Source organism: Clostridioides sp. GD02367, from assembly GCF_045900275.1.
GTDB lineage: Bacteria > Bacillota > Clostridia > Peptostreptococcales > Peptostreptococcaceae > Clostridioides > Clostridioides difficile_A.
Window position 1 is genome coordinate 65,224 of the sequence record NZ_JBJODK010000017.1, and the last position, 25,576, is coordinate 90,799.

Genomic DNA, 25,576 nt, shown 5'->3' on the forward strand with positions numbered 1-25,576 from the left:
TTTTTTCTTCCTCCTTTACCATTTTTAGTCTGCATATACATCCTCTAATAAAGATTCTATCTTTGGATTTGGACTATTTTGAGCAAATTCCACTGCCTCTTCTATTGATTGTTTGGCAAACTCTTGAATTTTATCTAATTCATTTTCATTAGAGATATTCTTTTCGATAAGATAATTTCTTAAAAATTCAATAGGGTCCTTTGCTTTCCATGATTCTATTTCTTCTTTTGTTCTATATACATTTGCATCTGACTTTGAGTGACCTAACCATCTATAAGTTCTACTTTCAATCAATACAGGACCTTCTCCTCTTCTACATTTTTCAGCAGCTTTTTGTACTGTCTCATATACTTCTATTGGATTATACCCATCTATTGATATTCCCTCTATTCCATAAGAAGCTGCTCTAGTAGCAATACTTTCTATATTCATATGGCGTTTTATGCTTGTTGACATTCCATATAAGTTATTCTCACAGTAGAATATTATTGGCAACTTCCATATTGAGGATAAATTTATACCTTCATGAAAAGTACCTTCATTTGATGCTCCATCACCAAAACTACATAAAACTATTTTGCCTGTTTTTTTATATTGTTGTGTAAGTGCAGCTCCTGGAGCTATTGTAAGACCTCCACCTACAACTCCATTTGCTCCTAAATTACCTGACTCAATATCTGCTATATGCATTGAGCCTCCTTTTCCTTTACAAAATCCAGTTTCTTTGCCCATAAGTTCAGCCATCATTTTGTTTAGGTCTATCCCCATTCCTATAAATTGACTATGTCCTCTATGAGTCAATGATACCAAGTCTCCCTTTTCTAAAGCCATTACAGCTGCTACACTTGATGCCTCTTGACCTACAGATAAATGAGTTGTTCCGTGAACCATACCTCTTGCAAAAAACCAACTAACTTTCTCTTCAAATTTTCTAGCCTGATTCATTCTCTTATACATTTCAAGTAATGTTTCTTTTGATATTGACATATACATTCCCTCCTGTTAACTTTTATCTATCTTTCTATTAGTCACAATCTTCTAATAATTCAATTGCTAAACTGTGATTAATTGCTAAACTATTTATAAACTTTGCCTTTAATGATGCCTTTATTGCTTCTATTTTTTCATCTCCTGAAGCTACACCTATAGTCCTTTTTATCTTTTTTAAATCTTCTAGCTTTACTCCTAGTACTCTTTGATTAAATTCAAGTATAGAAGTTTTTCCTTCTTTATCAAAGGCTTGCAAACAAATCGCACCTATTGAATTATATTTTTTCAAATCTTCTATATCTGCCTCATTCATATACCCAGAAGCCATTATTGTTGAGTTTAAGCTCATTGGATTTCCTATACCTACGATTGCTATAGTCGTTTTATCTATTAAATCTAGCACTTCTTTAATTTTTTCGTCTTTGCAAAGTTTTTCTTTTGTAGATAAATCAGACATAACAGCTGGAGCATGTAATAGTTTAAAATCTCCTCCAAAAGCCCTTGCTAAACTTACTGCTATTTGATTTGCGTGAATATCTATTTCATTGTCTCCAATCCCACCTAATAGAGGTATAAATGTAACATTCTTACAGTTATTTTTTTCCACATATCTAGGTATTTCTTTTAGTGTAGTTCCTATTGAAACTCCTATTATATCATTTTCCTTTACTACTCTGGTTAAATATTCAGATACAGCTCTTGCTAATTCTTGTTTTTGTGTTAGTGAATCCTGTTTATCATCTACTACTATTACTTCTTTTAATTTATATTTTCTTTCTAAACTTCTCTCTATTTTTTGGTAGTCATTTTTCAAAACATCAACTATTTGTATTTTTACTATGCCTTGCTCAAAAGCTTCTTTTAATATTCTTGATATTGTTGGTCTTGATATTCCCAATTGATTTGCTATTTCTTGCTGATTTAAATTATCTTCATAATAAAGTGAACAACACTTCATCATTAACCTTAGGTCTCCAATTTTTTTCATTTGCTTTCCTCCAAAATCAAGCTTTTTTAATTATCTTTACATTTGTTCAATCATTTTACTTAATTTCAGTAACATTATAGAAGGGGTTCATATAAAAAGTCAACTGTTTTTTTGTATAATGAGAAAACTTTTACAATAAACACTCGTAAAAATATAGTTTTAGCTTTTACTACTGTATCTAATTCTGTTATAACTCAGCTAGAAACTTGAACAACTAATAGTATCTCTGTAATTAGATGAACTATAATACTATTACTCTTAACATATTTATAAACAAGTTATCTATTACATTTTACTTATAAAATATTTTTGGATATAAAAAACACAGAGATACTTTCCTTGTACCTCTGTGTCTTTAAAGAAGTGAAACTTAATCATGCAATTTGTGTTATATGCTATTTTTATTTGCTAAATGTCATCTTCCTAGAATCGAAATCAATTGACCATTTATACTTATTAAAATAATGATGACTTATCAATCCATCACTAACAAATCCAACTTCCTCATCATAATCCAAAACTCCACCTGTAAAATAATATCCTATACCATTTTTCAATTGTAAATTACCCAGTCCATATGATGAAATGTCAAAATGGCCTTCCTTATAATCACTTCCTCCCATTCCACCTTGTCCTTCAGGAGCTTTATTTAGCTCTGGCATAGGAATCTTCAAAGAGTCTATTGTTTCTTTAGGTAATATAATTCCAGCACCTTTTTCGTCACCAAGTCCTGAATCAATGAAGTAGTTAAGTCCACTTTTCTGATTGGCTGATCCTTTTCCATACATAAAATGAATGGCTGCAAGCGTAAATGGCATTTCTTCCAATATTTTATCATCTGCAAGCATTTTATTAAGATTCTCTCTACCTACTTCATTTCGAGGTCTTAATATTAATTGGCCACTAAGGTAATCCATCGTAGGTACAAATTCCTTCAATACACCTGTACCAATAATACCATGAACATCATAATCCTTAAGCCCCTCTTCAAACCCATCAAATGGTCCCAACATTACAGGTACATTTTTAATATTTACATCTCCTATAGTAAGTGAATCAGCTTGACCAAAACCAGTTTCAACAGTATTACCTCCAGCAAATTCATTTTCGTTTTTTGAAGTTGTTTTTATACCAAGTTCTTTTGCAAGTTTCTGATCAATAGTAAACATTGGGCCACCAGTATCAATAACAGCATTTATCCTTTTTCCATTTATCTCTACTGGCACAACTGGCAGAGGTTCAGTTGTGATAAAAGGAATCACTGTTTCGCTTTTTCCATTCCAGTCAATTTGATTTGGTTGTTTATCCTTAAAAGCTTTCATCATTTCCAATACACTATTTATACTATTGTTTTTATCTTCTGATGCTTCGGATAATTTTTCAGCTTTTTGATATTGATTTGTTTGATAATATGTTAGTGTCAATCCTTTTTCAGCTTTTGCTTTGAATTTATCAGGATATTGCTCTATAAGAGTATTATATAGTTTTTCAGCCTGCTCATAATTACCATTCAGATATTCTATTCGTGCAGAAAGATAAATCACATCTGGGGAAGGCTTCTTCGAATTCATCAAGGGACTCAGCATCTCTTGTGCTTTTGTAATGTCACCTAATTTAAATAGTATTTGAGCATATTCTAATCTTAGAACTTCGTCATTTGGATTTTTCTCATACTTTCCTTTTATTTCTGTTAGTTGTTTTTCGCAACTTGCACGAGTAACTTTTTTTGTTGTTTTAGTTATTGACTTAGGCGTTGAGCTTTTCGATGATGTAGCCTGAGATGTACATCCTGTCATTACACCAACAATTAAAGCCCCACATAATATAATACTTATTCCTCTTGATTTCAGTGATTTTATCATTTTTTACCTCCTATTTTTGTTCTTATCTATAAGATACAATATGAAAGTAAAATAAAAGTAAAGCAAAAGTAAAATTAAAAAGATATCTCTTGTTCACAATTTAGATTATATATTCTTCTTCTCATTAAATGTCATCGTCATTGAATCAAAATTAATTGTCCATTTGTAATTCTTCAGATAATTATGGCTTATTAAAGCATCTTGGAAAAATCCATGTACTTGATACATTCTTTCTTGTCCTGTCACAAAATACCCAATACCTTTTCTCTGTTGTACATTACCTAATCCATATGACGAAATATCAAATTGTGCCACTTCAAAATCATTTCCTGTCATTCCGCCTTCATCTTTAGTAGCTGGTCTTAGATTTGGCATAGTAATACCTAATAAATCTATTGTTTGTTTAGGCAACATAACTCCAGCACCCTTTCCACCATTAAATCCTGAATCAATAGAGAAATTAAGATTATTTTTATTATTAATTGAACCTTTACCAAACATATAATGAGTAGAAGAAAGTGTGAATGGAATTTGTTGTATTATTTCACCTTTACCTTCTTTGATATCTTCATCCGTTATAACTATTTCATTCCTTACTACTTCACTTCGTGGTCTTAATACCAACTCACCATTTGGATAATCCATTGTTGGTACAAATTGTTTTAATACATTTGTACCAAGAACAGCACGAACATCTAATCCAGTATTCTTAAATAGTTCTGCAAGTCCACCAAGCTCTCCTATCATTACAGGGATATTTTTCATATTTATGTCTCCTACCTTAAATGAATCAGCTCTACTAAATCCAATCTCAGAGGTACCACCTCTAGCAAAATTCCCATCTGCATTTGAAACTGGTTTGATTCCAAATTCTTTTGCAAATTTTTTGTCAAGAATAAATGTAGGAGCACCAGTATCAATAAAAGCGTTCATTCTTTTTCCATTTATCTCTACTGGCACAACAGGCAGAGGGTCAGTTGTAAGAAATGGAATAACACTTTCATTTTTTCCATTCCATTCAATTTGATTAGGTTGCCTATCACCAAAATCTTTCATCATGTTATTTAATAAACTACTTGTATTTTCTTGACCAATAGATAACTGTTTTGCTTTCTGATATTGATTTGTTTGATAATAGGTCATTGATAGACCAGCTTCTGCCTTTTCTTTAAATTTATCTGGATATTTCTCCACAAGAGTATTGTATAGCTTTTCTGCTTGTGTATAATTACCATTCATATATTTTATTTGTGCTGAAAGGTAAATAGCATCTGGTAGAGGTTTATCTCCATTTAACAATAGCTTCAATGCTTCTTGTAATTCTGTAAAATCTCCCAATTCAAATAAGTTTTGAGCATATTTTAATGCTAATGCTTTATCATTTGGATTTTTATCATATTTTTCTTTTAATTTCTTTAACTGATTTTCAGAACTTACACGAGTAACTTTTTCCGTTGTTTTAGGATTTGACTTAGATGTTGAGTTTTTTGTTGATGTAGCCTGAGATGTACATCCTGTCATTACACCAACAATCAAAGCTCCACATAGAAGAATACTTGTTCCTCTTGATTTTAGCGATTTTGTCATTTTTTACCTCCTGTTTTATTTTTATATCTCTTTTTATCTATAGAATATAGTATGAAAATAAAATAAAAGTAAAGTGAGGGTAAAACAAAAGAACAATTTATTGCTTACACTTTGCATGTATGGTATTATAATGATACTATTTTTGTATACTGGGAGATGAAATATTATGGATGACAAATTGGAAAACCCTGAAAGGATACTTATTGTTGATGATGAAGAAGGGCTGTTAGCCCTAGTGAAAATAACCTTAAATAAAGAACATTATAATAATGTTACCTGTGTATCAACAGGAACCAAAGCCCTTGAGTGTATTGAAAACAGGCAATATGACCTTATCATTCTTGATGTAATGCTACCAGATTATTGCGGATTTGAACTATGTGCAAAAATACGCAGGAAAACTATAGCCCCTATCGTATTTCTGACTGCCAAAACTGGTGATTACGATAAATTATCAGGATTTGCTATTGGTGGTGATGATTATATAACAAAACCTTTTAATACAATGGAGCTTGTCGCCAGAATTAAAGCTATTTTTAGGCGTCAACAACTTGAACATTCAGTATTACATACTCATTCAGAAAATTCCTTAATTTATCATTATGGCTATATTATTCTTGATATGACTTGTGCAATACTTACTGTAAATGGTCAAGACGTAGAATGTACAGCCAAAGAACTCGAGCTAATGGAATTTTTTTGCCAAAACCCTAACAAAGTCTTTACTACATCACATCTGTACGATACAATTTGGGGATTAGCAGAATATGGAGATGAAAAGACTGTTACAATACATATATCCAAGCTTAGAAAAAAGATACTGGATGATAATAAACCATACAAAGTTATTACAAACCTTCGTGGAGTTGGGTATAAGTTCATACCACCAGAGGGGAGCTGATATATTGAAAAAATTATACTTTCGTTTTATTGCTTACTTTACAACAGGTCTCTTTATATTTCTAGTATACTTCGTTACATTATTCATATTACTTAATCAATTAATATATCCTGAAAGATCACATGAATTTTTATATGTGGCTGATTCATCTATTGGATATTTCCCAAGCATACTTATAATTTCTTTCTGCTTTATTACAGGAGGGATACTTTTTTGCTTATTTCTTGTTCGACCACTTTACTTGATAATTTGTTCAATAAGTAATTTATCTAAAGGAGATTATGCAATAGTCAAAAAAGCCTTTACCAATAATGGGAAATTAAAATGGTACTATTTTATGTATAAAGAAGTCATTGTAAATATAAAATCTTTAGGCAATAAGCTTCAAGAAACTGAAATTGAACGAGAAAAACTTGAAGTTGCAAAAACTGATTGGCTTGCTGGTGTATCACATGATTTGAAAACGCCATTATCATACATCACAGGATATTCATCTCTAATGCTTAACAAAAACCACAGTTTTAGTGAAGAAGAGAGAACGATATTTTTAGATAACATATATAAAAAAGGAGTATATATTGAAAAATTAATAGACAATTTAAGTCTGACATTTTTTATAGATTCGTCTGGAAAAATACTGCTTAAACACACACAGGTTGAAATGGTTGCATTTCTTCAAAACCTTATTGCTGATGTAGCTAATAATCCAAAATCTAAAAAACAGATATTTGGATTTTATACAGATTTAGAATGTTTGTATTTAGCCATAGATGAGACATTAATGTATAGAGCTCTTTATAACCTTTTAATGAATTGTGTTGAACATAATCCTGATGGTACAGAAATAGAAATTTGCTTAAAACAGAGTTCTGAACAAATTTACATTAATACTACTGACAATGGGGTTGGGATAAATGCGAAAAAAGCAGATGATATTTTTGACAAATATTATAGTAGCAAAAATCATAATACACAAAACAAAGGATTAGGATTGTTTATTGTTAAACAGATTATTGATGCACATGGAGGGAATATTTCGGTTTCAAGCATTTTAGGGAAAAGTACATCCTTTCAAATTATATTGAAACAAGATAAAAATTAGTTATTATATAAAAATCCCAAGTTAAAATAAACTTGGGATTTTTATATAATAACTAATTTTTATAAAATTTCTTCTTTAAATTTATTTTGACAAAATAAATTTAAATTAACATATCAATATTTATACATAGCATATATGCAACTTATTCTTTTAATGCTACCAGGTTTATACTTAATATAATCATAGGTACAATTACATAAATAAAAGCTGTAGCTGATGACACAATTCCAGAGTCATTTACTAAAAGAGTTACAAAGCATCCTGCTATTGACGCTATAAAGCCTTTAAATACAATTGGGTATTCATCAATTAATTGTTTAAAATATCTAATCTGATTAATCATAAGAACTAAAATCACTCCGATTCCAGTTAGTAGTATATTTACCCATGCACTGGTTTGAGCTAGCTTCAAGTTCATCTCTATCTTTCTACTAAATGTTTGTATTATTTCTCCTGGTCCATTAGTATAAATTTCTTTTACAAACATACCTAAATGTGAGTTACTTCCTGAAATCATATCTATAGCTACAAAAATTCCTAAAACAATCAATACAGCTATACCTAATAGTACAACTTTTTTAAAGTCTATTTTTACATTGTATATCAATAGTATAAATAGTAAAAATGCAACACATTCAGAAATAGCACTTCCAACATTTGCTCCCATAATTGGAGATGCACTTGTAATTAATATAACTAAAGAAAAAACTATCACAGACCATTTTGGTATCTTTTTATATGTAAGTAAAACTGCAAACGTAAGTATCGCACTACCTATTGCTACTCCTTGATATTCATTACCTACTCCATAGTATCTAGCTCCAATTATACAATCATAACTCATCACATTACTTTTCATTAAATATGAACCAAATGCAGAATCAATAACCACAATCAATATGGTTAAACCTGTAAAGAATAACATGTTTTTTAAATCATTCTTTATTAAAACTTTGCTTATTAAGTATATAGTAAGCGTTATTATAATTATTCCTAAAGATATTGCTACTGGTGTTTTAAAATTCATTATTGGAGTTATCATAAATGATAATGGCATTACTATTCCTATTTTTAGAAATTCTTTTAATATAAAAAATATTGTTTCTTTGTGATTTTTTGATATATGCTTTCTAAATAAAATTAGAATCATAACAACTATCCATGACAAGAAAACTATACTTACAAATCCATTAAGTATTATAGACCTTATACTTGAAACAGATACTATCTTTTGGTACTCATCCATCAGATATTCTTTATTATCATCTCTGTTAATAAGTTCATACTTCTTTCCAACCATATTTTGATTTTTTATATCAAAGTTATTTAATATTTCAGCTCCAACATCTAGATTAGTCACAATACCTTCTCTTCTCGTAGTTGAAGATGATAACATCCCTTTTCCATTACCATTTAATTTTATTATTGGAGAAAGCCTTCTTTTATTTTTGTAATCTAAGTCACTTGGAAATGCACTTGATATATAAACAGTGTCATTCTCTCCAACCATAGAAAATACATTTTTTAAGTATACATCTATATTTTTTTCTATGTTATTTTTTATGCTCGCATATGTTTCTTCAGTTAGATTTGGTTTATATAAATCTAATCTATATGTATCTCCAAGCTCTACAAAAACTACATCATTGTTTTTGTAAGCTTCTCTAGTCTCTGTAATCAATTTATTATAATCAGTTGATATTCCATAAGGCATAGATAAATCTTTCTTATTTATATTATCTACATTTCCATTAGGAATTCTCCCATACTCATCCATTGCAACTAGGCATAAGTTTCTATTTTTTATGAGTTGACCATTTTCAATTATATCTGCATTTCCCAACACAGATGTTTTTAGCCCATTATCAGATAAACTTTGACCTAATGACCCTAGTACAGAACCATACTCCCCAAAGTTTAAATTTTCATTTATAGACTTATTTATGGTTAAGTCATTTATACCTTTTGCATTTTTTCCTGTAGCTGCTTTAAAAACTATGTCCCTATCTTTACTTGAGCTCTCAAAATTAATATCTTCTTCATTAGCTACATTAGCTCTTCCACCAGCACCCATGCTAGCATATGACCGTCTGTCATCACTACCCTTATCGCCTCTTATGTTCATTAGACCGATATATCCTCTATTATCTAGTTCTTCTCTCAATGATTTTATTCTCAACATATTGCTCATACTAGTTCTATTCATATCTATAAATACTACTTTTCCATATGTTGGCATATCATCTGCAAAACTATATTGACTCATCGATGTTAATATTATGATAAATGTTGCTAAGAAAGATATAATTTTTTTTCTCATAAATTCTCCCTGCTTTCTGATTTAAATCCTCACCTTTAAGAATACATTAAACATTGTCGTTATAAATAAATAAATTTGGACCATCTATTTAAAATAAACAGCCCAAACTATTGGTTTATTTGAATATATTAATTTTTAGGTTTTGCAAATATCATTCTACCTGCAGGAGTTTGAAGAACAGATGTCACAAGCACCTTTATAGTCTCATTCATATGCTTTCTTCCTCCATCAACAACTATCATAGTTCCATCATCTAGATATGCAACACCTTGTTGAGCCTCTTTTCCTTCTTTAACCACTTGAACAACCATATCTTCACCTGGTATCGCAACTGGTTTTATGGCATTAGCTAACTCATTTATATTTAATACTTCAACACCTTGGAATTGAGCAACTTTATTTAAGTTATAATCGTTGGTAACAACTTTTCCATTTAAAACTTGAGCAAGCTTTAGTAATTTGCTATCAACTTCAGCTATTTCGTCAAAGTCTCTCTCACTTATTTCAACTTCTATATTTAATTCTTTCTGAATTATATTTAATATATCCAGACCTCTTCTACCTCTTACTCTTTTTAAATCATCTGAAGAATCTGCAATGTGTCTTAGTTCCTCCAAAACAAAAGCAGGAATAATAAGTTTTCCCTCTATAAATCCTGTTTTACAAATATCTGCTATCCTTCCATCAATTATTACACTTGTGTCTAATACTTTTGGAGGAATTGCTTTTATATCTTTTTTATTTTCTTTGTCCTTATCTTTATCTTTAATAGGATTTGCTAATCTTCCTAATTTTCCAATATTAAATAAATCATTTTTACTTTTAAGCGCAACTTTCATTCCAAGATATCCTAGGAATAAATATAATAGTAAAGATAGTATCCCACCTACTATTGGTATTCTATTTACTAATCCACTTAATAAATATGCAATCACAAATCCTACTATAAGCCCCATAGACCCTAACAATATATCAGTTTGAGGATATTTTGATAATTCTTTATCCACTATTTTAGCAATTTCTTTTACTCTATTTACAACCCATGGTTCTATAAGATATCCTAAAATGGCTATTATTATACCTGCTACTACAGCTGCGATATAACCATATGTTTCTTTCCCAAATGTTAATATTTCAAAATCTTTCATTAATGTTAAATAGGTCGTTATACCTATCGTAAATCCAAGTAAAATAAACAATATCCTTGTTACTTTCCTTATCAATGCTTCACCCCCTAGTTATACTTATCTATTATAGACCAAAGTGTATATTATATTCAAGAAAAAAGTAGTAAAATTCATTTAAAATTCATCATATGTGTCTATCTAATAATACTAATTGTTTCATTTTTATGAGTCCATTTTTTATATATGTTGCTCTTATTTCACCTATTCCTTCAACTTCATCTAATTCTTCAATAGACGCATCTAATATTTGCTGGAAGTTTTCAAAATAATTTACTAAGTTTTCTATTATTGCTGTTGGTAGTCTATGTATTTTACTAAGAATTCGATAGCCTCTTGTTTTTATAGGCATATCCATACTTTCTGAAAAACCACTATACCCTAATAGTTTTGCCATATTAACCAATTCTATTAGTTCTTCTGAATTTAAATTTTTAACTTTTTTCATAAGTTCCTTTATTTCTGTATTTTCTTTATTATAATCTTTGAATATTAATTTCTGATCTATTCTAGTTGTACCCATTAATTCTTCTAATTGCATACTTACTAAAGTTCCCTCATCACCCAATTCTATCACATATTTTTCAATTATACTTGTAACTCTCATTACCATTTCCATTTTTTGCATGACTAATGCAACATCATAAATAGTTACCAAATCATTAAACTCTAAAGCGTTTAAATTTGTTATAGCTTGATCTAATACGGTCTTATATTTTTCTAGAGTTTGTATAGCCTGATTTGCCTTAGTAAATATCTTAGATATATCTTCGACCACATACTTCTCATTTCCTCTATAAACTGTTATAACATTTCTTCTTTGTGATATTCCTATGACTATAGCACCAGTCTGTTTTGCTACTCTTTCAGCTGTTCTATGTCTTGTTCCAGTTTCTGATGTTTCTATAAAATAATCTGGTATAAGTTGTGCATTAGCAAATAGTATTTTCTTTATATCACCACTTAAAACTATTGCTCCATCCATTTTAGCTAATTCATATAAATATGATGGCGAATATTCTGCATTTATAGCAAATCCACCATCTACTATTTTCATTACATCTTCGTTAGTTGCAATTACAATTAAGCCACCTGTCTTAGCTCTTAGTACATTGTTTAGACCTAATCTAAGTGGAGTTCCAGGAGATATCATTTTTAATGCATATAACATATTTTTATTATCTAGAAAGTTCTCCATATTTATTGATTCCTCCCAAGCACTATATTTATGGCTTGTCTTAAGTTATCTACTGGCCATATTTCTATACCTTTGGTGTCTTTTACAACCTCATAATTACTTCTAGGAACTACTATCTTTTTAAATCCAAGTTTTTTACATTCAGCTATTCTCTTTTCTATAAAACTTACTGCTCTAACTTCTCCTGTAAGACCCACTTCTCCTGTAACAGCTATATCTTCATCTATAGGTATATTTCTAAAACTAGATGCTACAGAAATAGCTATTCCTAAATCAATTGAAGGTTCATTTATTTTTATCCCTCCAACTATGTTTATATAGACATCTTGATTTTGTATTTGCAATCCTACACGTTTTTCTAATACTGCTAATAACATACCTACTCTATTATAATCTACACCTGTAGATGTTCTCTTTGGTATACCAAAACTTGTAGGTGAAACTAATGCCTGTAATTCAAGTAACATCGGTCTTGTACCTTCTACAGTAGATATTATTACTGACCCTGCCACATCTTTAGGTTTCTCAGATATTAAAATTTTAGATGGATTATCAAGTTCTACTAATCCTAAATCTCTCATTTCAAATACTCCAAGTTCGTTCGTTGAGCCAAATCTATTTTTGACAGCTCTCACTAATCTATAAGTATTATATCTTTCACCTTCAAAATATAGAACAGTATCAACCATATGCTCTAATAATTTTGGCCCTGCTAGTGAGCCTTCTTTTGTCACATGACCAACTATAAATGTTGAAATACCCATTTTTTTAGAAATTTTCATAAATTTTGAAGTACCTTCTTTAATTTGGCTGACAGTTCCTGGTGCCGAGGATATTTCTGGACTAAAGACAGTTTGAATTGAGTCTAGAATTATTAATTCTGGATTTACACTTTCTAAATAAGATTCAATTATGCTTAAATTATTTTCAGCAAATATATACAGATTTTCTGAGTTAATTCCTAATCTTTTAGCTCTCATTTTTATTTGAGATTCTGATTCTTCTCCAGTTATATATAAAACAGTTTTTCCCAAATTAGCAACGTTACTAGAAACTTGAATTAAGAGTGTCGACTTACCTATACCAGGGTCTCCACCAACAAGTACTAAGGAACCTTTAACTATACCTCCTCCAAGTACTCTATCCAGTTCATTTATATCGGTTGTAAATCTTTCTTCTTCTTTGCTTTCTATTGAATTTATACTAACTGGTTTAGATGAAGATTTATCTATTATAAAGACCTCTTTTTTTGTGCTTTTTTGGTCTACTTCTTCTACAAATGTATTCCACTTTGTACATTCAGGACATTTTCCAAGCCATTTAGCTGTTTCATATCCACAAGATTGACATACATATTTTGTTTTTATTTTTGCCATACTTTTATCATCCTTAATTTATTATTATATACTATAATTTTAGCATATGTGAAAGACAATATGTAAAGATTAAATAAAATAATTAAGGGCAATGAATTATTATAGATTCATTGCCCTTAAAATTTTGTTTAAGTTATAAAACTTGTATCTACAAGATTTTAAAATGCAACTCTATTAAATTATTTAGTTTCAAAAACTATTTTTTCATCTTTTACTTTTGCTACTACATTACTTCCCTTTTTCACATCACCTTTTAATATTGCTTCAGATAATTCATCTTCTAACTCTTTTTGTAAAGCTCTTTTAAGAGGTCTTGCTCCATATTCTAAATCAAATCCAGATTTAGAAATTAATTTAACGGCTTCGTCACTCATTTCTAATTTTATATCCATTTCTTTTAGTCTTTCTTGTAACTTAGCCACCATTAAAAGTATTATTTTTGATATGTGGTTTTCATTTAATGAATGGAAAACAATTATATCATCTATTCTGTTCAAAAACTCAGGTCTGAATCTCTGTTTTAATTCACCCATTATATTTTCTTTCATTTTTTCATATTGAGACTTTTCTTCTTCATCTCCTTTAGCTATACTAAAACCTAAAGTTTTTTGTCTTCCAATCGTAGACGCCCCAACATTTGATGTCATTATTATGATAGTATTTTTGAAATCTACAGTTCTTCCTTTTGAATCAGTCAATCTACCATCATCTAAGATTTGTAATAGAATATTAAATACATCTGGATGAGCTTTTTCTATCTCATCAAATAAAATAACTGAATATGGATTTCTTCTTACCTTTTCAGTTAATTGGCCACCTTCATCATGACCAACATAACCTGGAGGTGAACCTATCATTCTTGATACAGCATGTTTTTCCATATATTCAGACATATCTATTCTTATTGTTTGATTTTCATCTCCAAACTGTACCTCTGCTAATGCCTTAGATAACTCCGTTTTACCTACTCCTGTAGGACCTAAAAATAAAAACGAACCAATTGGCCTATTAGGGTCTTTAAGACCTGCTCTTGACCTTCTAATTGCCTTTGAGATAGCTTTTACTGCTTGCTCTTGACCTATGACTCTATTGTGTAAGATTTCTTCAAGTCTTAGAAGTCTATCAGCTTCTTCTTCAAGAATTTTATTGACAGGTATTCCTGTCCATAAGCCAACTACTTCAGCAATAACTTCTCCATCAACTAAATCAGAATGTTTAGATGATTTATTCCATCTTTCTCTTACATCTTCTAATTGTTTTTTAAGTAGACCTTGTTCATCTCTTATTTTTGCTGCTTTTTCAAAATCTTGGCATCTTACAGCTTCTTCTTTTTCTTTATCTATATTTTCTATTTCTAGTTCTAATTTTTTTATTTCTGAAGGAGGTGTATTTTCCTTTAATCTTACTTTTGATGCGGCTTCATCAATCAAGTCTATAGCTTTATCTGGTAGATATCTATCTGATATATATCTAGTTGATAATTCTACAGCTGACTTTATAGCATCGTCAGTTATCTTAACTTTATGATGAGCTTCATATTTATCCCTTAATCCTTCTAATATTTTTATTGAATCTTCTTTACTTGGTTCATCTACCATAACTGGTTGGAATCTTCTTTCTAGTGCAGAATCTTTTTCAACATGCTTTCTATATTCATCAATTGTAGTTGCACCTATAACTTGTATTTCCCCTCTTGCTAAAGCTGGCTTTAATATATTCGATGCATCTATAGAGCCTTCTCCTGTAGACCCAGCTCCTATTATAGTATGCATTTCATCTATAAATAAAATTATATTTCCATTTTTAACAACTTCATCTACAACTTCTTTGATTCTCTCTTCAAATTCTCCTCTATATTTAGCACCTGCTAATAAAGAACCCATTTCTAAAGAGTATAATGTTTTATTTTTTAATGTTTCTGGTACATTTCCTAGAGCTATATTTGTTGCTAAACCTTCCGCTATAGCTGTTTTACCCACTCCTGGGTCTCCTATTAACACTGGATTATTTTTTGTTCTTCTACTTAATATTTGTATTACTCTTTGTATTTCTTTTTCTCTACCTATTACTGGGTCTATTTTATTCTGTTTTGCATATAGAGTAAGGTTTCTTCCATACTTATCAAGTACCTTAGACTCCACTTGATTTTGGTTGCTCGTGTAACTATTTTCTGCTTTATATTGATTTTTATCACTAATTCCCATCATATCAATTGTTAATTGGGCAAGAGTTCTATCATTTACTCCTGCATAATTTAAAATCTTATTAGCTATTCCTTCACCTTCTTGAATGATAGATAATAGTATATGTTCAGTTCCAATATAATTTGTTTTTAATTTATTTGCAAACATTCCTGATAGTTCTAGTATTTGTTTACTTCTTGGACTTAATACTATATCCTCTGGAATCCCGTCTCCTTTGCCTTCCATATCAATTATTTTACCCTCTAAATAAGCCTCTGTAAATCCAACTTTACTTAGAACCTTAGCAGCTATACCTTCTTCTTCTCTTAAAAGACCTAGAAGTATATGTTCACTTCCAACAATATTATGTCCTAAGGTTTTAGCTGATTCAAATGCTAAATCTATTGCCTTCTTAGCTCTTTGTGTAAATCTATTGAAGTTCATAATTTATCCCTCCTCTTAATTTTTCCAAAGTCTCTCTAATGTATGTTGCTCTATTTATATCTCTATTCTCAACATCATCACTCTTATACATTATTGACTGATGTGCAGGTTGTATACCTATCATAAGTTGTTCTATAGCTTTTAAATCTAATTTATCTATATAATTCATTTCTATGCCCATTTTTATATTTGATAGATGACTCATAGCCTCTGAGCTACTCATTACTCTTGAATTTTCAAGAATACCTATTGACCTAAATATTTTATCTTCTAATTTTATACCTAATTTTTTTTGCAATATTTCTCTTGATTTTATTTCTTTTGAAATTGCATCTTTTGTAAGACCACTTACATTCTCTATGATGTTAGATTCTGTTCTTCCAAGTGTAAGTTGATTGGATATTTGATATATGTTTCCTAATGCTTCTGTTCGTTCTCCATATATACCTCTTATAGCTATCCCTATTTGTGAGGATATTTTATAAAGTTCATCCATATAACCTAGTTGACTTAATGCTGGTAAATGCATCATTACAGAAGCTCTCATTCCTGTACCTGTATTAGTTGGGCAAGATGTAAGATAACCTAACTTTGTACTAAATGCGTATTCTAAACTTGATTCTAACAAATCATCTATCTCATTTGCTATGTTATATGCATATTCTAAATTTAAATCATCACACATAGTTTGTATTCTTATGTGGTCCTCTTCATTTATCATTATACTTACAGTTTTATCTTTCTTTACTATAACTGCACTTTTATCATTTTCCGCTAAATCAGGGCTTATTATATGTTCTTCAACCATAAGCATTTTTTTAGATTCATCTAAATCTTCAATTTTATAGAAATCAAACTCTTCTTTTTGTTCTAAACTAGAATTCATAAATACATTTTTTACTTTTTCTATTATTTCCATAGCACTTTCTTTATCTAATCTATTTGGAAAAGGATAATTATTTAAGTTTCTAGCTAGCCTAACTCTTGATTTCATGACTATGTTTTCTCTCATAATATCACTCCAATCTTAGTCAATAGAACCTTTTAAATATTTAATTTTATCTCTAAACTGAGCAGCCAATTCATACTCCTCATTTTTTATAGCTCTATCTAAGTCTTCTTTTAATTCCTTAATCTCATTTTCTACACTTATCTTATAAAAAGATTTTTTAGGTGCCTTACCTGTATGTTCTATATGTCCATGTATATTTTGAAGCATAGGATTTACTTGACTACTAAATGCATTATAGCATTCACTGCATCCAAACCTTCCATTATTCTTAAATTCACTGTATGTCATATTACAGTTTGGGCAAACTAACTTTTCTTCAAGTTCTTTTTTTGGTTGAAATCCTAAGTTAGAAAATATATCCATCATTGAAAAAGGCATATCTAAATTAAAATTCATTTCTGTATTCTCTTTTGCACATTCACTGCATAGGTACATTTCTGTCTTTTCTCCATTGACTATTTTATTATAATATACGGATGCTTTATTCTTATTACATTTTTGACATAGCATAAACTATCACTCCTCTATACTAAATAACCCTATTATTATATTCTTTAGAATGTTAGACCTTACCTTCTCTTTTAATTCATATATTGGCATACATAATGATTTATCATCTATTGCATATAATATTAATTTTAATTCTCTTTCACTAATTAGACCTGACTCTTTTAAACTTTCCAATAATTCTTTTGCTTTTTTATATGATATTTGATTTCCTATCTTTTCATTTAAAAGTTCTCTAATATGCCCATCTTTACTTTTTCGTATTTTTTCTATCTGAACATATCCTCCGCCACCTTTTTTGCTTTCAATATAATATCCTTTATCTATTGTAAATCTTGTTGTTAACACATAATTTATTTGTGATGGTGCACAACTAAACAAGTTTGCTAGTTCATTTCTTTGAATTTGTATGCTATTATCTTCTTCCATCAAATCTTTAATAAATTTTTCAATTATATCTGTCATAGTTGCCATTAATATCACCACACACCTTTTTAATTTTGACTTTCTTTGACTATTATTTTACACCTATTATTTAAATTTTTAAAGCCCTAAATTATATATTTTTATATTTTTTATAACAATATAGATATGAGTTTATGACTTCACTGATTGTAAGGTTTTATTTATTATACTTATAACAAATAAATTTAAAACTTTTGCTTTATTAGGTCTCAATACTTTTATATATCTTCTATATTTTAAATATACCTTCTCACTTTTATTATTAAACATTTCTAAAAAATAATAATAAAAAAATACTTTCTTTTTATTAAACCTTTCAAGAAAGTACTTTTTATTTTTTATCCATTAAAAATACATAAAAAACTAGGTATATGTTTGTCTAAAAAACCTATACCTAGTTTAAATGCAAAAAATATTTTTAATAGTATCCTATTAATTATTTACTATTATATTTTGCTTATTATTTTGCAGTAGCTAATCCAATTATTTTTTCTGCAAATTGTGATGGTACCTCTCCATATTTTGCTAATTCCATTTCAAAGTATCCTCTACCTTGTGTCATTGCTCTTAAATCTATTGCATATTTAAATGTTTCTGCCTGTGGTGCTTCTGCAAATATTATTTGTTTACCTTTATTATCTGGCTCCATTCCAAATATTTTTCCTCTTCTTTTATTTATATCACCCATAACATCTCCCATATATTCTTCTGGCACAGTTATCTTTAATTTCATTATAGGTTCTAGTAGTATTGGATGAGCCTCTTCCATACCCTTTTTAAAAGCTGCACTTGCTGCCATTTTAAAGGCCATTTCAGAAGAGTCTACATCATGATATGAACCATCATAAAGTGTAGCTTTTATATTTGTAACAGGATAACCAGCTAATACACCTTTTTGCATAGAGTCTTTTAAACCTTTTTCAACTGCAGGTATATATTGTTTTGGTACAGAACCTCCAAATATCTCTTCTGTAAATTCAAAATCAGATTCACATCTTTCAAATCTTATTTTTACATCTCCATATTGACCATGACCACCTGATTGTTTTTTATGTTTTCCTTGTACATCTGCTGTCCCTTTTATAGTTTCTCTATAAGGTACTTTAAGGTCATTTAGTTCAACATCAACACCAAATTTATCTTTCATTTTATTTTTAATTGTTTTTATATGAAGTTCTCCTTGTCCTCCTAAAAGGGCTTGTTTTGTCTCTGTATTTCTATAAGAATGTAATGTAGGGTCTTCTTCTACTAGTTTATTTAATACAGATGCTACTTTTTCCTCATCACCTTTATTCTTAGGAGTTACTGCATAGTATATTTGTGGCTTAGGGAAATCTATATTCTCCAAAGCTTCTGCATCTTTATCTATAGATATAGTATCTCCTGTTTTTAGAGAGTTAATTTTAGTTACGACTACTACATCTCCAGCTTTAGCTTTTTCTACTTCCACTAATTCACTATTTTTCAATGTATATATATTAGCTATCTTTTCCTTTACATTTTTATTTATATTAAAGATATCTTTATCTTTAGAAAGTACACCTTCAGTAATTTTTATATATGACATTTTACCAACAAATGGGTCAACCATAGTCTTAAATACCAATCCTCTAAATGGTTTACTTTCTTCTGTAAAAATAGGTTCTAGGTAATTTGATATAGTATCTAATATTTCTTTTGTTCCTATATTATTTATAGTTGAACCACATATTACAGGTATAATATCACCTCTTTGTATCCCTATAACAATACCTTTTTGTATTTCTTCTGTAGTTAATTCTTCTCCATTAAAATATTTATCTAATATTTGGTCATCTGTCTCTGCTATAAGCTCCATTAATGCTTCTTTAACACTCATAGCTTGTTCCTTGAATTCACCTTCTAAATCATCTATGTTTTCAAATACATTATGTAACTTTACAAAGTTTTTATCTTTATATATAGGACTTATCATAGGAACTATCTTATTGTTGTATTTTTCTCTTAACATTGCTATTGCGTCTTTATATCTTGCTTTTTCATTATCTATTTTATTTATAAACATTATCTTAGGAATACTCTCAGTTAGTTCCAATGATTTCTCTGTACCAACTTGAATAGGTGCTGTTGCATCTATTACTATTATTGCTGCATCACTTGCTCTAAGAGATGATACAACGTCTCCGCTAAAGTCAAAATATCCTGGGGTATCCAATAAGTTAAACTTATAATCATTATACTCTATAGGTATTAATCCCATACTATAAGTCATATTTACCTTGTCTGTTAATTTAGGTATCTTATTAGTGTTTGCTGTGTAAGCTATAGTTTCGATTAGATTTGTTTTTCCACATCCGCTATGTCCTAATACCGCTACATTTCTCAACATTTTACTATCATAAACCTTCATATAAGCACCCACCTTTTAAATTTATGTATTTTCTCTTAGCTGTTATTTCCTAAGAAATAGTCCAGAAAATGTTTATTATTTTTAGAATTTTTAGATAACATTTTCCTTACTAGCTTTATTTCTACATATGGATGTAATTTTCCTCTTTTTTTTAACAAAAATTTAATTTAAATAAATAAAAACACTCTAAAACATTTTTTATTAAATGTTCTAGAGTGTTTTTTTAATTATCTTAATTCAATTATTTCATTATCATTAATAATTGTTTATCTTCAACCATATCATCTTCTTTTACTTTGATTGACTTAATTACTCCATCAGTCTTAGCAACTATTATAGTCTCCATTTTCATAGCTTCTATAACTATTAGTGGTTGATTAGCTTTTACTTCATCTTCTTCTTTAACCATTATTTTTATAACTTTTCCTGGTATACTTGCTCCAATTTGAAGAGGGTCATTCATATCCGCTTTCTCAACATTATGAATTTTACCAGAGAAGTTTCTATCTTTTATTTCTACTTCTCTAACCATTCCATTCAATTCAAATCCTATAGTTCTAAATCCATTTTCCTTAACTTCACCGATTTCAACTAATCTTATTGTTAATACTTTACCTTCTTCTATCTCTACTTCACATTCTTCATTTTTATTTAAACCATAGAAGAATACATCACTTTCAAGTTTAGATATATCATTATAGTGTTGTAAGTGCTTGATATAATCCTCATAAACTTTTGGATATAAAGCGTAACTTATAACATTTCTTATATTAGCATTTATATCATATTTCTCATCCAGATATTTAGCTATTTCATCAAAATCTTCTGCTGGTAATAATGAACCAGGTCTTACTGTAATAGCTTCTTCGCCTTTTAAAACTACTTCTTGTAAATCTTTTGGTATTCCACCTTCTGGTTGACCAATCATACCTTTACAGTAGTCCACAACAGAATCTGGGAATGATAAGTTTTTACCTTCTTCAATTATATTGTCTTTATCTAATTTATTTTTAGTCATAAAGATAGCTAAGTCTCCTACAACCTTTGAAGATGGAGTAACTTTTATTATATCTCCTACTACTTCATTAGCTTCTTTATATTTTTCTTTAACTTCATCAAATCTATTAACTAATCCTAAACTATCAGCTTGAGGTTTTAAGTTTGTATATTGACCACCTGGTATTTCAAAATTATATATTTCTGCGCAAGAGTTAGTTAAATCACTTTCAAATTTGCTATAGACTTTTCTTAAATCCTTATAATATTTACCTAACTCATCATATCCAAATAAATCTATACCTGTATCTCTTTCTGTATTTTTAAGAGCTTCTACTATCGCATTAAGTGACGGTTGACTTGTAAGCCCTGCCATAGATTCTAATGCAGCATCAATTATATCTACACCAGCTTCTGATGCCATCAAACAAGTTGCTACACCATTTCCACTTGTATCATGAGTGTGTAAATGTATTGGTGCTTTTATATTTTTCTTTAGCTCTTTAACTAGAGTGTAAGCTGAATATGGTTTAAGAAGTCCTGACATATCTTTTATTGCTATTATATCTGCTCCTAAACTTTCTAATTCTTGTGCCATCTTAATATAATATTCTAGATTATACTTAGTTTTAGTCTTATCTAGTATATCACCTGTATAACACATAGTTGCTTCAACAATTTTTCCAGTTTCTAAAGCTGTATTTATAGATGGTTTCATATTTTCAACCCAGTTTAATGAGTCAAATATTCTAAATACATCTATACCTTGTCTAGCAGATTCTTTTGTAAATTCTTCTATTACATTATCTGGGTAGTTTTTATATCCAACTCCATTTGATGCTCTAAGCAACATTTGGAACATTATACTTGGTATTTCCTCTCTTAGCTTTTGTAATCTACGCCAAGGTGATTCTTTTAAAAATCTATATGCAACATCATAAGTAGCTCCACCCCACATTTCAAGTGAGAATAAATCTTTTTGATATTTTTCTGTTGGCTGAGCAGCTTTTAATAAATCATATGTTCTTATTCTTGTTGCTAATAATGATTGATGTGCATCTCTCATTGTTGTATCTGTTAGCAACAATTTCTTATCATTTTTTATCTTTTCTATATATGCAGATTTACCTAACTTATCAAAAAGTATTTTGCTTCCTTCTGCCTTTGAACCATCTTTATCCATTCTTGGGTCATGTAACGCATCAAATAATGGTTTTTCTTTACAAGCATTATCATTTACAATTACATCCCCTATAAATTGAAGTAATTTTGTACCTCTATCTTTACTTTCTGTTATTTCAAATAAATCTGGATTTTCATCTATAAACTTAGTACTACATTTACCATTTGAGAATATAGGATTATTTAAAACATTAACTAAGAATCCTACATTAGTTTTAACTCCTCTAACTCTAAGCTCTTTTACTGATCTTATAGTTTTATTTATAGCTCCTTGGAATGTTCTATCCCAAGAAATTGTTTTAACTAACAAACTATCATAGTGAGGACTTATATTTGCACCTGTAAATCCATTTCCACCATCTAGTCTTATACCAAATCCTGAACCAGTTCTATAAACTTGAATTTTTCCTGTATCAGGCATAAATTTATTCTTAGGGTCTTCTGTAGTTATTCTACATTGGATAGAATACCCTCTTATTTCTACATCATCTTGTGATTTTATATTTATTTCTTCACTATCTAAACTATAACCTTGAGCTATTAGTATTTGACTTTGAACTATATCTATTCCTGTAACCATCTCTGTTACAGTATGTTCAACTTGTACTCTTGTGTTCATTTCTATAAAATAATGTCCACCATTAGCATCTACTAAGAACTCTAATGTACCAGCATTAGAATAGCCAACATGTTTTGATAATTTAACTGCATCTTCACATATTTCTTGTCTTACTTTATCATCTAGTGAAAAAGCTGGGGCATATTCTATTATTTTTTGGTGTCTTCTTTGAACAGAACAGTCTCTTTCGTATAAATGAACTATATTTCCATAGTTATCTCCTAATATTTGAACTTCTATATGTTTTGGATCAGCTATATATTTTTCTATAAATATGATATCTTCTCCAAAAGCTTTTCTTGATTCACTACAAGCAGTCTCATATTCAATCTCTAAGTCTTCTTCGCGGTGTACAATTCTCATACCTCTACCGCCACCACCGTTAGATGCTTTTATCATAACAGGATAACCTATTTTATTTGCAACTTCTTTTGCTTCTTCAGTACTTTTTATTGCTTTTTCTACACCTGGTATAGTTTGAACATTAACTTCTTTTGCGATTTTCTTAGAATTTATCTTATCTCCCATCATATTCATTACTTTAGATGATGGTCCTATAAAAGTAATTCCATTCTCTTCACATTTACGAGCAAACTCTGCATTCTCTGCTAGAAAACCATATCCTGGATGTATCGCATCAACTTTTTTTCTCTTCGCCAAGTCAATTATTCCATCCATGTCTAGATATGCATCTATTGGACCTTTGCCTTCCCCTATCAGATATGATTCATCTGCTTTTGTTCTAAATAATCCATATTTATCTTCTTTACTATATATACCAACACTTTTTATCCCCAATTCTGAACAGGCTCTAAATATTCTTATAGCTATTTCGCCTCTATTAGCTACTAGTATTTTATTAAACTTTTTAAGCATACTCTATTCTTCTCCTTTATTGTTTGTGTAATATTAAAGATTATAGACTAAAATACTTTATTTTTGAAGATGTTTAAGCAAGTTCCTTAATTAATAAGATAAATTTATAAATATAAGTAATTTTTAGACTGTGTAAACTCAATTTACCTCACTAAAATTAAGGCATTTTTTATGGAATTTCAGGCAAATTTATGTGAAAATTTCTACAATTGACTTGATTTTATACTGTTTTTTCTTACGTTTACATAATTATTTTCATCTTTACGTAAGATTTTATATATTTTTTTAATATCGTTCATACCCTAATCTATTTGTCTAGATACCCTCTTCACTACATCTGAAAGTTTTAAATGACCTAAATCTGCATAAGCTATAGCCAATATTATTTTTACGACTCCATCTACCTCATCTAATTTATATGCTCTAGCATTTATTATTGTGTATTTTGGCATAAATTCTTCTAAATCTAGTGCAAGTTCATCAGATAAAGTCATATATTCATCAAATTTTTCTTCATCAGATAAGTTAACAGAATCATATTGTTCACTTATTATAGTATCTAAGTAACTCAAATCTATACTTAACTGATACGCAATTACATCTTCTCTCTTTGTACTTTTACTTAAATCTTTTTCAACTTTAAATTTGCTATTTTTATCTATAGTTACTTTTAGTTCTTCGCTATCAACTATTTCATTTCCTATTATTATATACAAGTTCCTTACCTCCAAAATATAAAAACTTTTTTAATCAAAAATAAAACCTCTAGTAAAATTACTAGAGGTTTGCACTGGTGGGATTAACAGGGCTCGAACCTGTGACCCCCTGCTTGTAAGGCAGGTGCTCTCCCAGCTGAGCTATAATCCCTCGATGTTTATATGGTGCGCCCAAAGGGACTCGAACCCCTAACCTTCTGATTCGTAGTCAGACACTCTATCCAGTTGAGCTATGAGCGCATTTTTATTGGAGGCGACACCCAGATTCGAACTGGGGATCAAGGAGTTGCAGTCCACTGCCTTACCACTTGGCTATGTCGCCGCCTTTTTGGTGATCTATCCGCGACTCGAACGCGGGACACCCTGATTAAAAGTCAGGTGCTCTACCGACTGAGCTAATAGACCGTATTAGTTGGGGTGGATAATGAGAGTCGAACTCACGACCTCCAGAGCCACAATCTGGCGCTCTAACCAACTGAGCTATACCCACCATGTATTCATAATTTAATGTGGTGGGCCATCAGGGACTCGAACCCCAGACCTACCGGTTATGAGCCGGGCGCTCTAACCAACTGAGCTAATGGCCCACATTAAATTTTGGTAGCGGTAATAGGAGTCGAACCTATGACCTTTCGGGTATGAACCGAACGCTCTAGCCAACTAAGCTATACCGCCATAT

Annotated in this window: 17 protein-coding genes and 7 tRNA genes; 2 read left to right on the top strand and 22 right to left on the bottom strand. The window is 29.9% G+C overall.

The features are described 5' to 3' along the window. Positions 1-24 precede the first annotated feature (24 nt). The 4 genes from Q3223_RS17880 to Q3223_RS17895 form a co-directional block, all read right to left on the bottom strand. Entirely contained in the window at positions 25-987 is a 963-nt protein-coding gene (locus Q3223_RS17880) for a thiamine pyrophosphate-dependent dehydrogenase E1 component subunit alpha (RefSeq protein ID WP_054268653.1), read from the bottom strand. Positions 988-1,024: 37 nt separating this feature from the next. Continuing rightward, positions 1,025-1,978 carry a sugar-binding transcriptional regulator gene (locus Q3223_RS17885; protein ID WP_054268652.1) on the bottom strand — a complete coding sequence of 318 codons (954 nt, stop codon included), beginning with the start codon at positions 1,976-1,978 and terminating at the stop codon, positions 1,025-1,027. Between the two features lie 401 nt (positions 1,979-2,379). Beyond that, positions 2,380-3,840: an aspartyl protease family protein gene (locus Q3223_RS17890; protein WP_407812333.1), complete on the bottom strand. Its 1,461-nt coding sequence runs from the start codon at positions 3,838-3,840 to the stop codon at positions 2,380-2,382. Positions 3,841-3,945: 105 nt separating this feature from the next. Further along, a complete protein-coding gene (locus tag Q3223_RS17895) occupies positions 3,946-5,427 on the bottom strand; it encodes an aspartyl protease family protein (protein ID WP_407812334.1) in 1,482 nt (493 codons plus the stop codon). A 166-nt stretch (positions 5,428-5,593) separates the two neighbouring features. On the opposite strand from Q3223_RS17895, the gene Q3223_RS17900 reads away from it, so the two are divergent. Both Q3223_RS17900 and Q3223_RS17905 read left to right on the top strand, forming a co-directional pair. Next, positions 5,594-6,328, top strand: a complete 735-nt coding sequence (locus Q3223_RS17900; protein ID WP_407812335.1) for a response regulator transcription factor — start codon at positions 5,594-5,596, stop codon at positions 6,326-6,328. Positions 6,329-6,332: 4 nt separating this feature from the next. Then, positions 6,333-7,430, top strand: coding sequence for a sensor histidine kinase KdpD (locus tag Q3223_RS17905; RefSeq protein ID WP_223195512.1), 1,098 nt, complete (start codon positions 6,333-6,335; stop codon positions 7,428-7,430). Between the two features lie 142 nt (positions 7,431-7,572). Here Q3223_RS17905 and Q3223_RS17910 read toward each other — a convergent pair whose 3' ends face one another. The 18 genes from Q3223_RS17910 to Q3223_RS17995 all read right to left on the bottom strand — a co-directional run bounded on the left by Q3223_RS17910 (position 7,573) and on the right by Q3223_RS17995 (position 25,572). Beyond that, on the bottom strand, positions 7,573-9,750 hold the full coding sequence (locus Q3223_RS17910; RefSeq protein WP_407812336.1) for a hypothetical protein: 2,178 nt from the start codon (positions 9,748-9,750) through the stop codon (positions 7,573-7,575). 128 nt (positions 9,751-9,878) lie between these two features. Continuing rightward, complete coding sequence (locus tag Q3223_RS17915; RefSeq protein ID WP_021382466.1) at positions 9,879-10,973, bottom strand: PIN/TRAM domain-containing protein; 1,095 nt, start codon at positions 10,971-10,973, stop codon at positions 9,879-9,881. An 88-nt stretch (positions 10,974-11,061) separates the two neighbouring features. Next, entirely contained in the window at positions 11,062-12,132 is a 1,071-nt protein-coding gene (disA, locus tag Q3223_RS17920) for a DNA integrity scanning diadenylate cyclase DisA (RefSeq protein WP_054268646.1), read from the bottom strand. Positions 12,133-12,134: 2 nt separating this feature from the next. Beyond that, positions 12,135-13,508 carry a DNA repair protein RadA gene (gene radA / locus Q3223_RS17925; protein ID WP_054268645.1) on the bottom strand — a complete coding sequence of 458 codons (1,374 nt, stop codon included), beginning with the start codon at positions 13,506-13,508 and terminating at the stop codon, positions 12,135-12,137. Positions 13,509-13,687: 179 nt separating this feature from the next. Then, positions 13,688-16,135, bottom strand: a complete 2,448-nt coding sequence (locus tag Q3223_RS17930) for an ATP-dependent Clp protease ATP-binding subunit (RefSeq protein ID WP_054275550.1) — start codon at positions 16,133-16,135, stop codon at positions 13,688-13,690. After that, positions 16,122-17,147: a protein arginine kinase gene (locus Q3223_RS17935; protein ID WP_054268643.1), complete on the bottom strand. Its 1,026-nt coding sequence runs from the start codon at positions 17,145-17,147 to the stop codon at positions 16,122-16,124. The genes Q3223_RS17930 and Q3223_RS17935 overlap by 14 nt, the downstream gene beginning before the upstream one ends. A 15-nt stretch (positions 17,148-17,162) precedes the next feature. After that, positions 17,163-17,657 (bottom strand): UvrB/UvrC motif-containing protein, encoded by a 495-nt coding sequence (locus Q3223_RS17940; protein ID WP_044211945.1) that lies wholly within the window; start codon positions 17,655-17,657, stop codon positions 17,163-17,165. Between the two features lie 6 nt (positions 17,658-17,663). Then, positions 17,664-18,128, bottom strand: a complete 465-nt coding sequence (locus Q3223_RS17945; RefSeq protein ID WP_054268642.1) for a CtsR family transcriptional regulator — start codon at positions 18,126-18,128, stop codon at positions 17,664-17,666. Positions 18,129-18,579: 451 nt separating this feature from the next. Beyond that, on the bottom strand, positions 18,580-20,508 hold the full coding sequence (locus Q3223_RS17950; protein WP_054268641.1) for a translation factor GTPase family protein: 1,929 nt from the start codon (positions 20,506-20,508) through the stop codon (positions 18,580-18,582). A gap of 241 nt (positions 20,509-20,749) precedes the next feature. Then, the gene (locus tag Q3223_RS17955) at positions 20,750-24,181 is read right to left on the bottom strand and encodes a pyruvate carboxylase (protein ID WP_054268640.1); all 3,432 of its coding nucleotides are present in this window, start codon (positions 24,179-24,181) and stop codon (positions 20,750-20,752) included. A gap of 302 nt (positions 24,182-24,483) precedes the next feature. Continuing rightward, on the bottom strand, positions 24,484-24,897 hold the full coding sequence (locus tag Q3223_RS17960; RefSeq protein WP_054275548.1) for a hypothetical protein: 414 nt from the start codon (positions 24,895-24,897) through the stop codon (positions 24,484-24,486). Positions 24,898-24,972: 75 nt separating this feature from the next. Beyond that, a tRNA-Val gene (locus tag Q3223_RS17965) sits at positions 24,973-25,048 on the bottom strand. Between the two features lie 12 nt (positions 25,049-25,060). Further along, a tRNA-Arg gene (locus Q3223_RS17970) sits at positions 25,061-25,137 on the bottom strand. Between the two features lie 8 nt (positions 25,138-25,145). After that, positions 25,146-25,219: transfer RNA gene (locus Q3223_RS17975), tRNA-Cys, on the bottom strand. A gap of 7 nt (positions 25,220-25,226) precedes the next feature. Continuing rightward, positions 25,227-25,302: transfer RNA gene (locus Q3223_RS17980), tRNA-Lys, on the bottom strand. Positions 25,303-25,310: 8 nt separating this feature from the next. Beyond that, positions 25,311-25,387 (bottom strand) — tRNA-His (locus Q3223_RS17985). Positions 25,388-25,407: 20 nt separating this feature from the next. Continuing rightward, positions 25,408-25,484, bottom strand: a tRNA-Ile gene (locus Q3223_RS17990). An 11-nt stretch (positions 25,485-25,495) separates the two neighbouring features. Further along, positions 25,496-25,572: transfer RNA gene (locus tag Q3223_RS17995), tRNA-Met, on the bottom strand. Between the last annotated feature and the right edge of the window lie 4 nt (positions 25,573-25,576).

Coding starts and splice junctions, on each gene's coding strand:
- Q3223_RS17880 (WP_054268653.1), bottom strand. CDS start 987: ATGTCAATATCAAAAGAAACATTACTTGAAATGTATAAGAGAATGAAT.
- Q3223_RS17885 (WP_054268652.1), bottom strand. CDS start 1,978: ATGAAAAAAATTGGAGACCTAAGGTTAATGATGAAGTGTTGTTCACTT.
- Q3223_RS17890 (WP_407812333.1), bottom strand. CDS start 3,840: ATGATAAAATCACTGAAATCAAGAGGAATAAGTATTATATTATGTGGG.
- Q3223_RS17895 (WP_407812334.1), bottom strand. CDS start 5,427: ATGACAAAATCGCTAAAATCAAGAGGAACAAGTATTCTTCTATGTGGA.
- Q3223_RS17900 (WP_407812335.1), top strand. CDS start 5,594: ATGGATGACAAATTGGAAAACCCTGAAAGGATACTTATTGTTGATGAT.
- Q3223_RS17910 (WP_407812336.1), bottom strand. CDS start 9,750: ATGAGAAAAAAAATTATATCTTTCTTAGCAACATTTATCATAATATTA.
- disA (WP_054268646.1), bottom strand. CDS start 12,132: ATGGAGAACTTTCTAGATAATAAAAATATGTTATATGCATTAAAAATG.
- radA (WP_054268645.1), bottom strand. CDS start 13,508: ATGGCAAAAATAAAAACAAAATATGTATGTCAATCTTGTGGATATGAA.
- Q3223_RS17930 (WP_054275550.1), bottom strand. CDS start 16,135: ATGAACTTCAATAGATTTACACAAAGAGCTAAGAAGGCAATAGATTTA.
- Q3223_RS17935 (WP_054268643.1), bottom strand. CDS start 17,147: ATGAGAGAAAACATAGTCATGAAATCAAGAGTTAGGCTAGCTAGAAAC.
- Q3223_RS17940 (WP_044211945.1), bottom strand. CDS start 17,657: ATGCTATGTCAAAAATGTAATAAGAATAAAGCATCCGTATATTATAAT.
- Q3223_RS17945 (WP_054268642.1), bottom strand. CDS start 18,128: ATGGCAACTATGACAGATATAATTGAAAAATTTATTAAAGATTTGATG.
- Q3223_RS17950 (WP_054268641.1), bottom strand. CDS start 20,508: ATGAAGGTTTATGATAGTAAAATGTTGAGAAATGTAGCGGTATTAGGA.
- Q3223_RS17955 (WP_054268640.1), bottom strand. CDS start 24,181: ATGCTTAAAAAGTTTAATAAAATACTAGTAGCTAATAGAGGCGAAATA.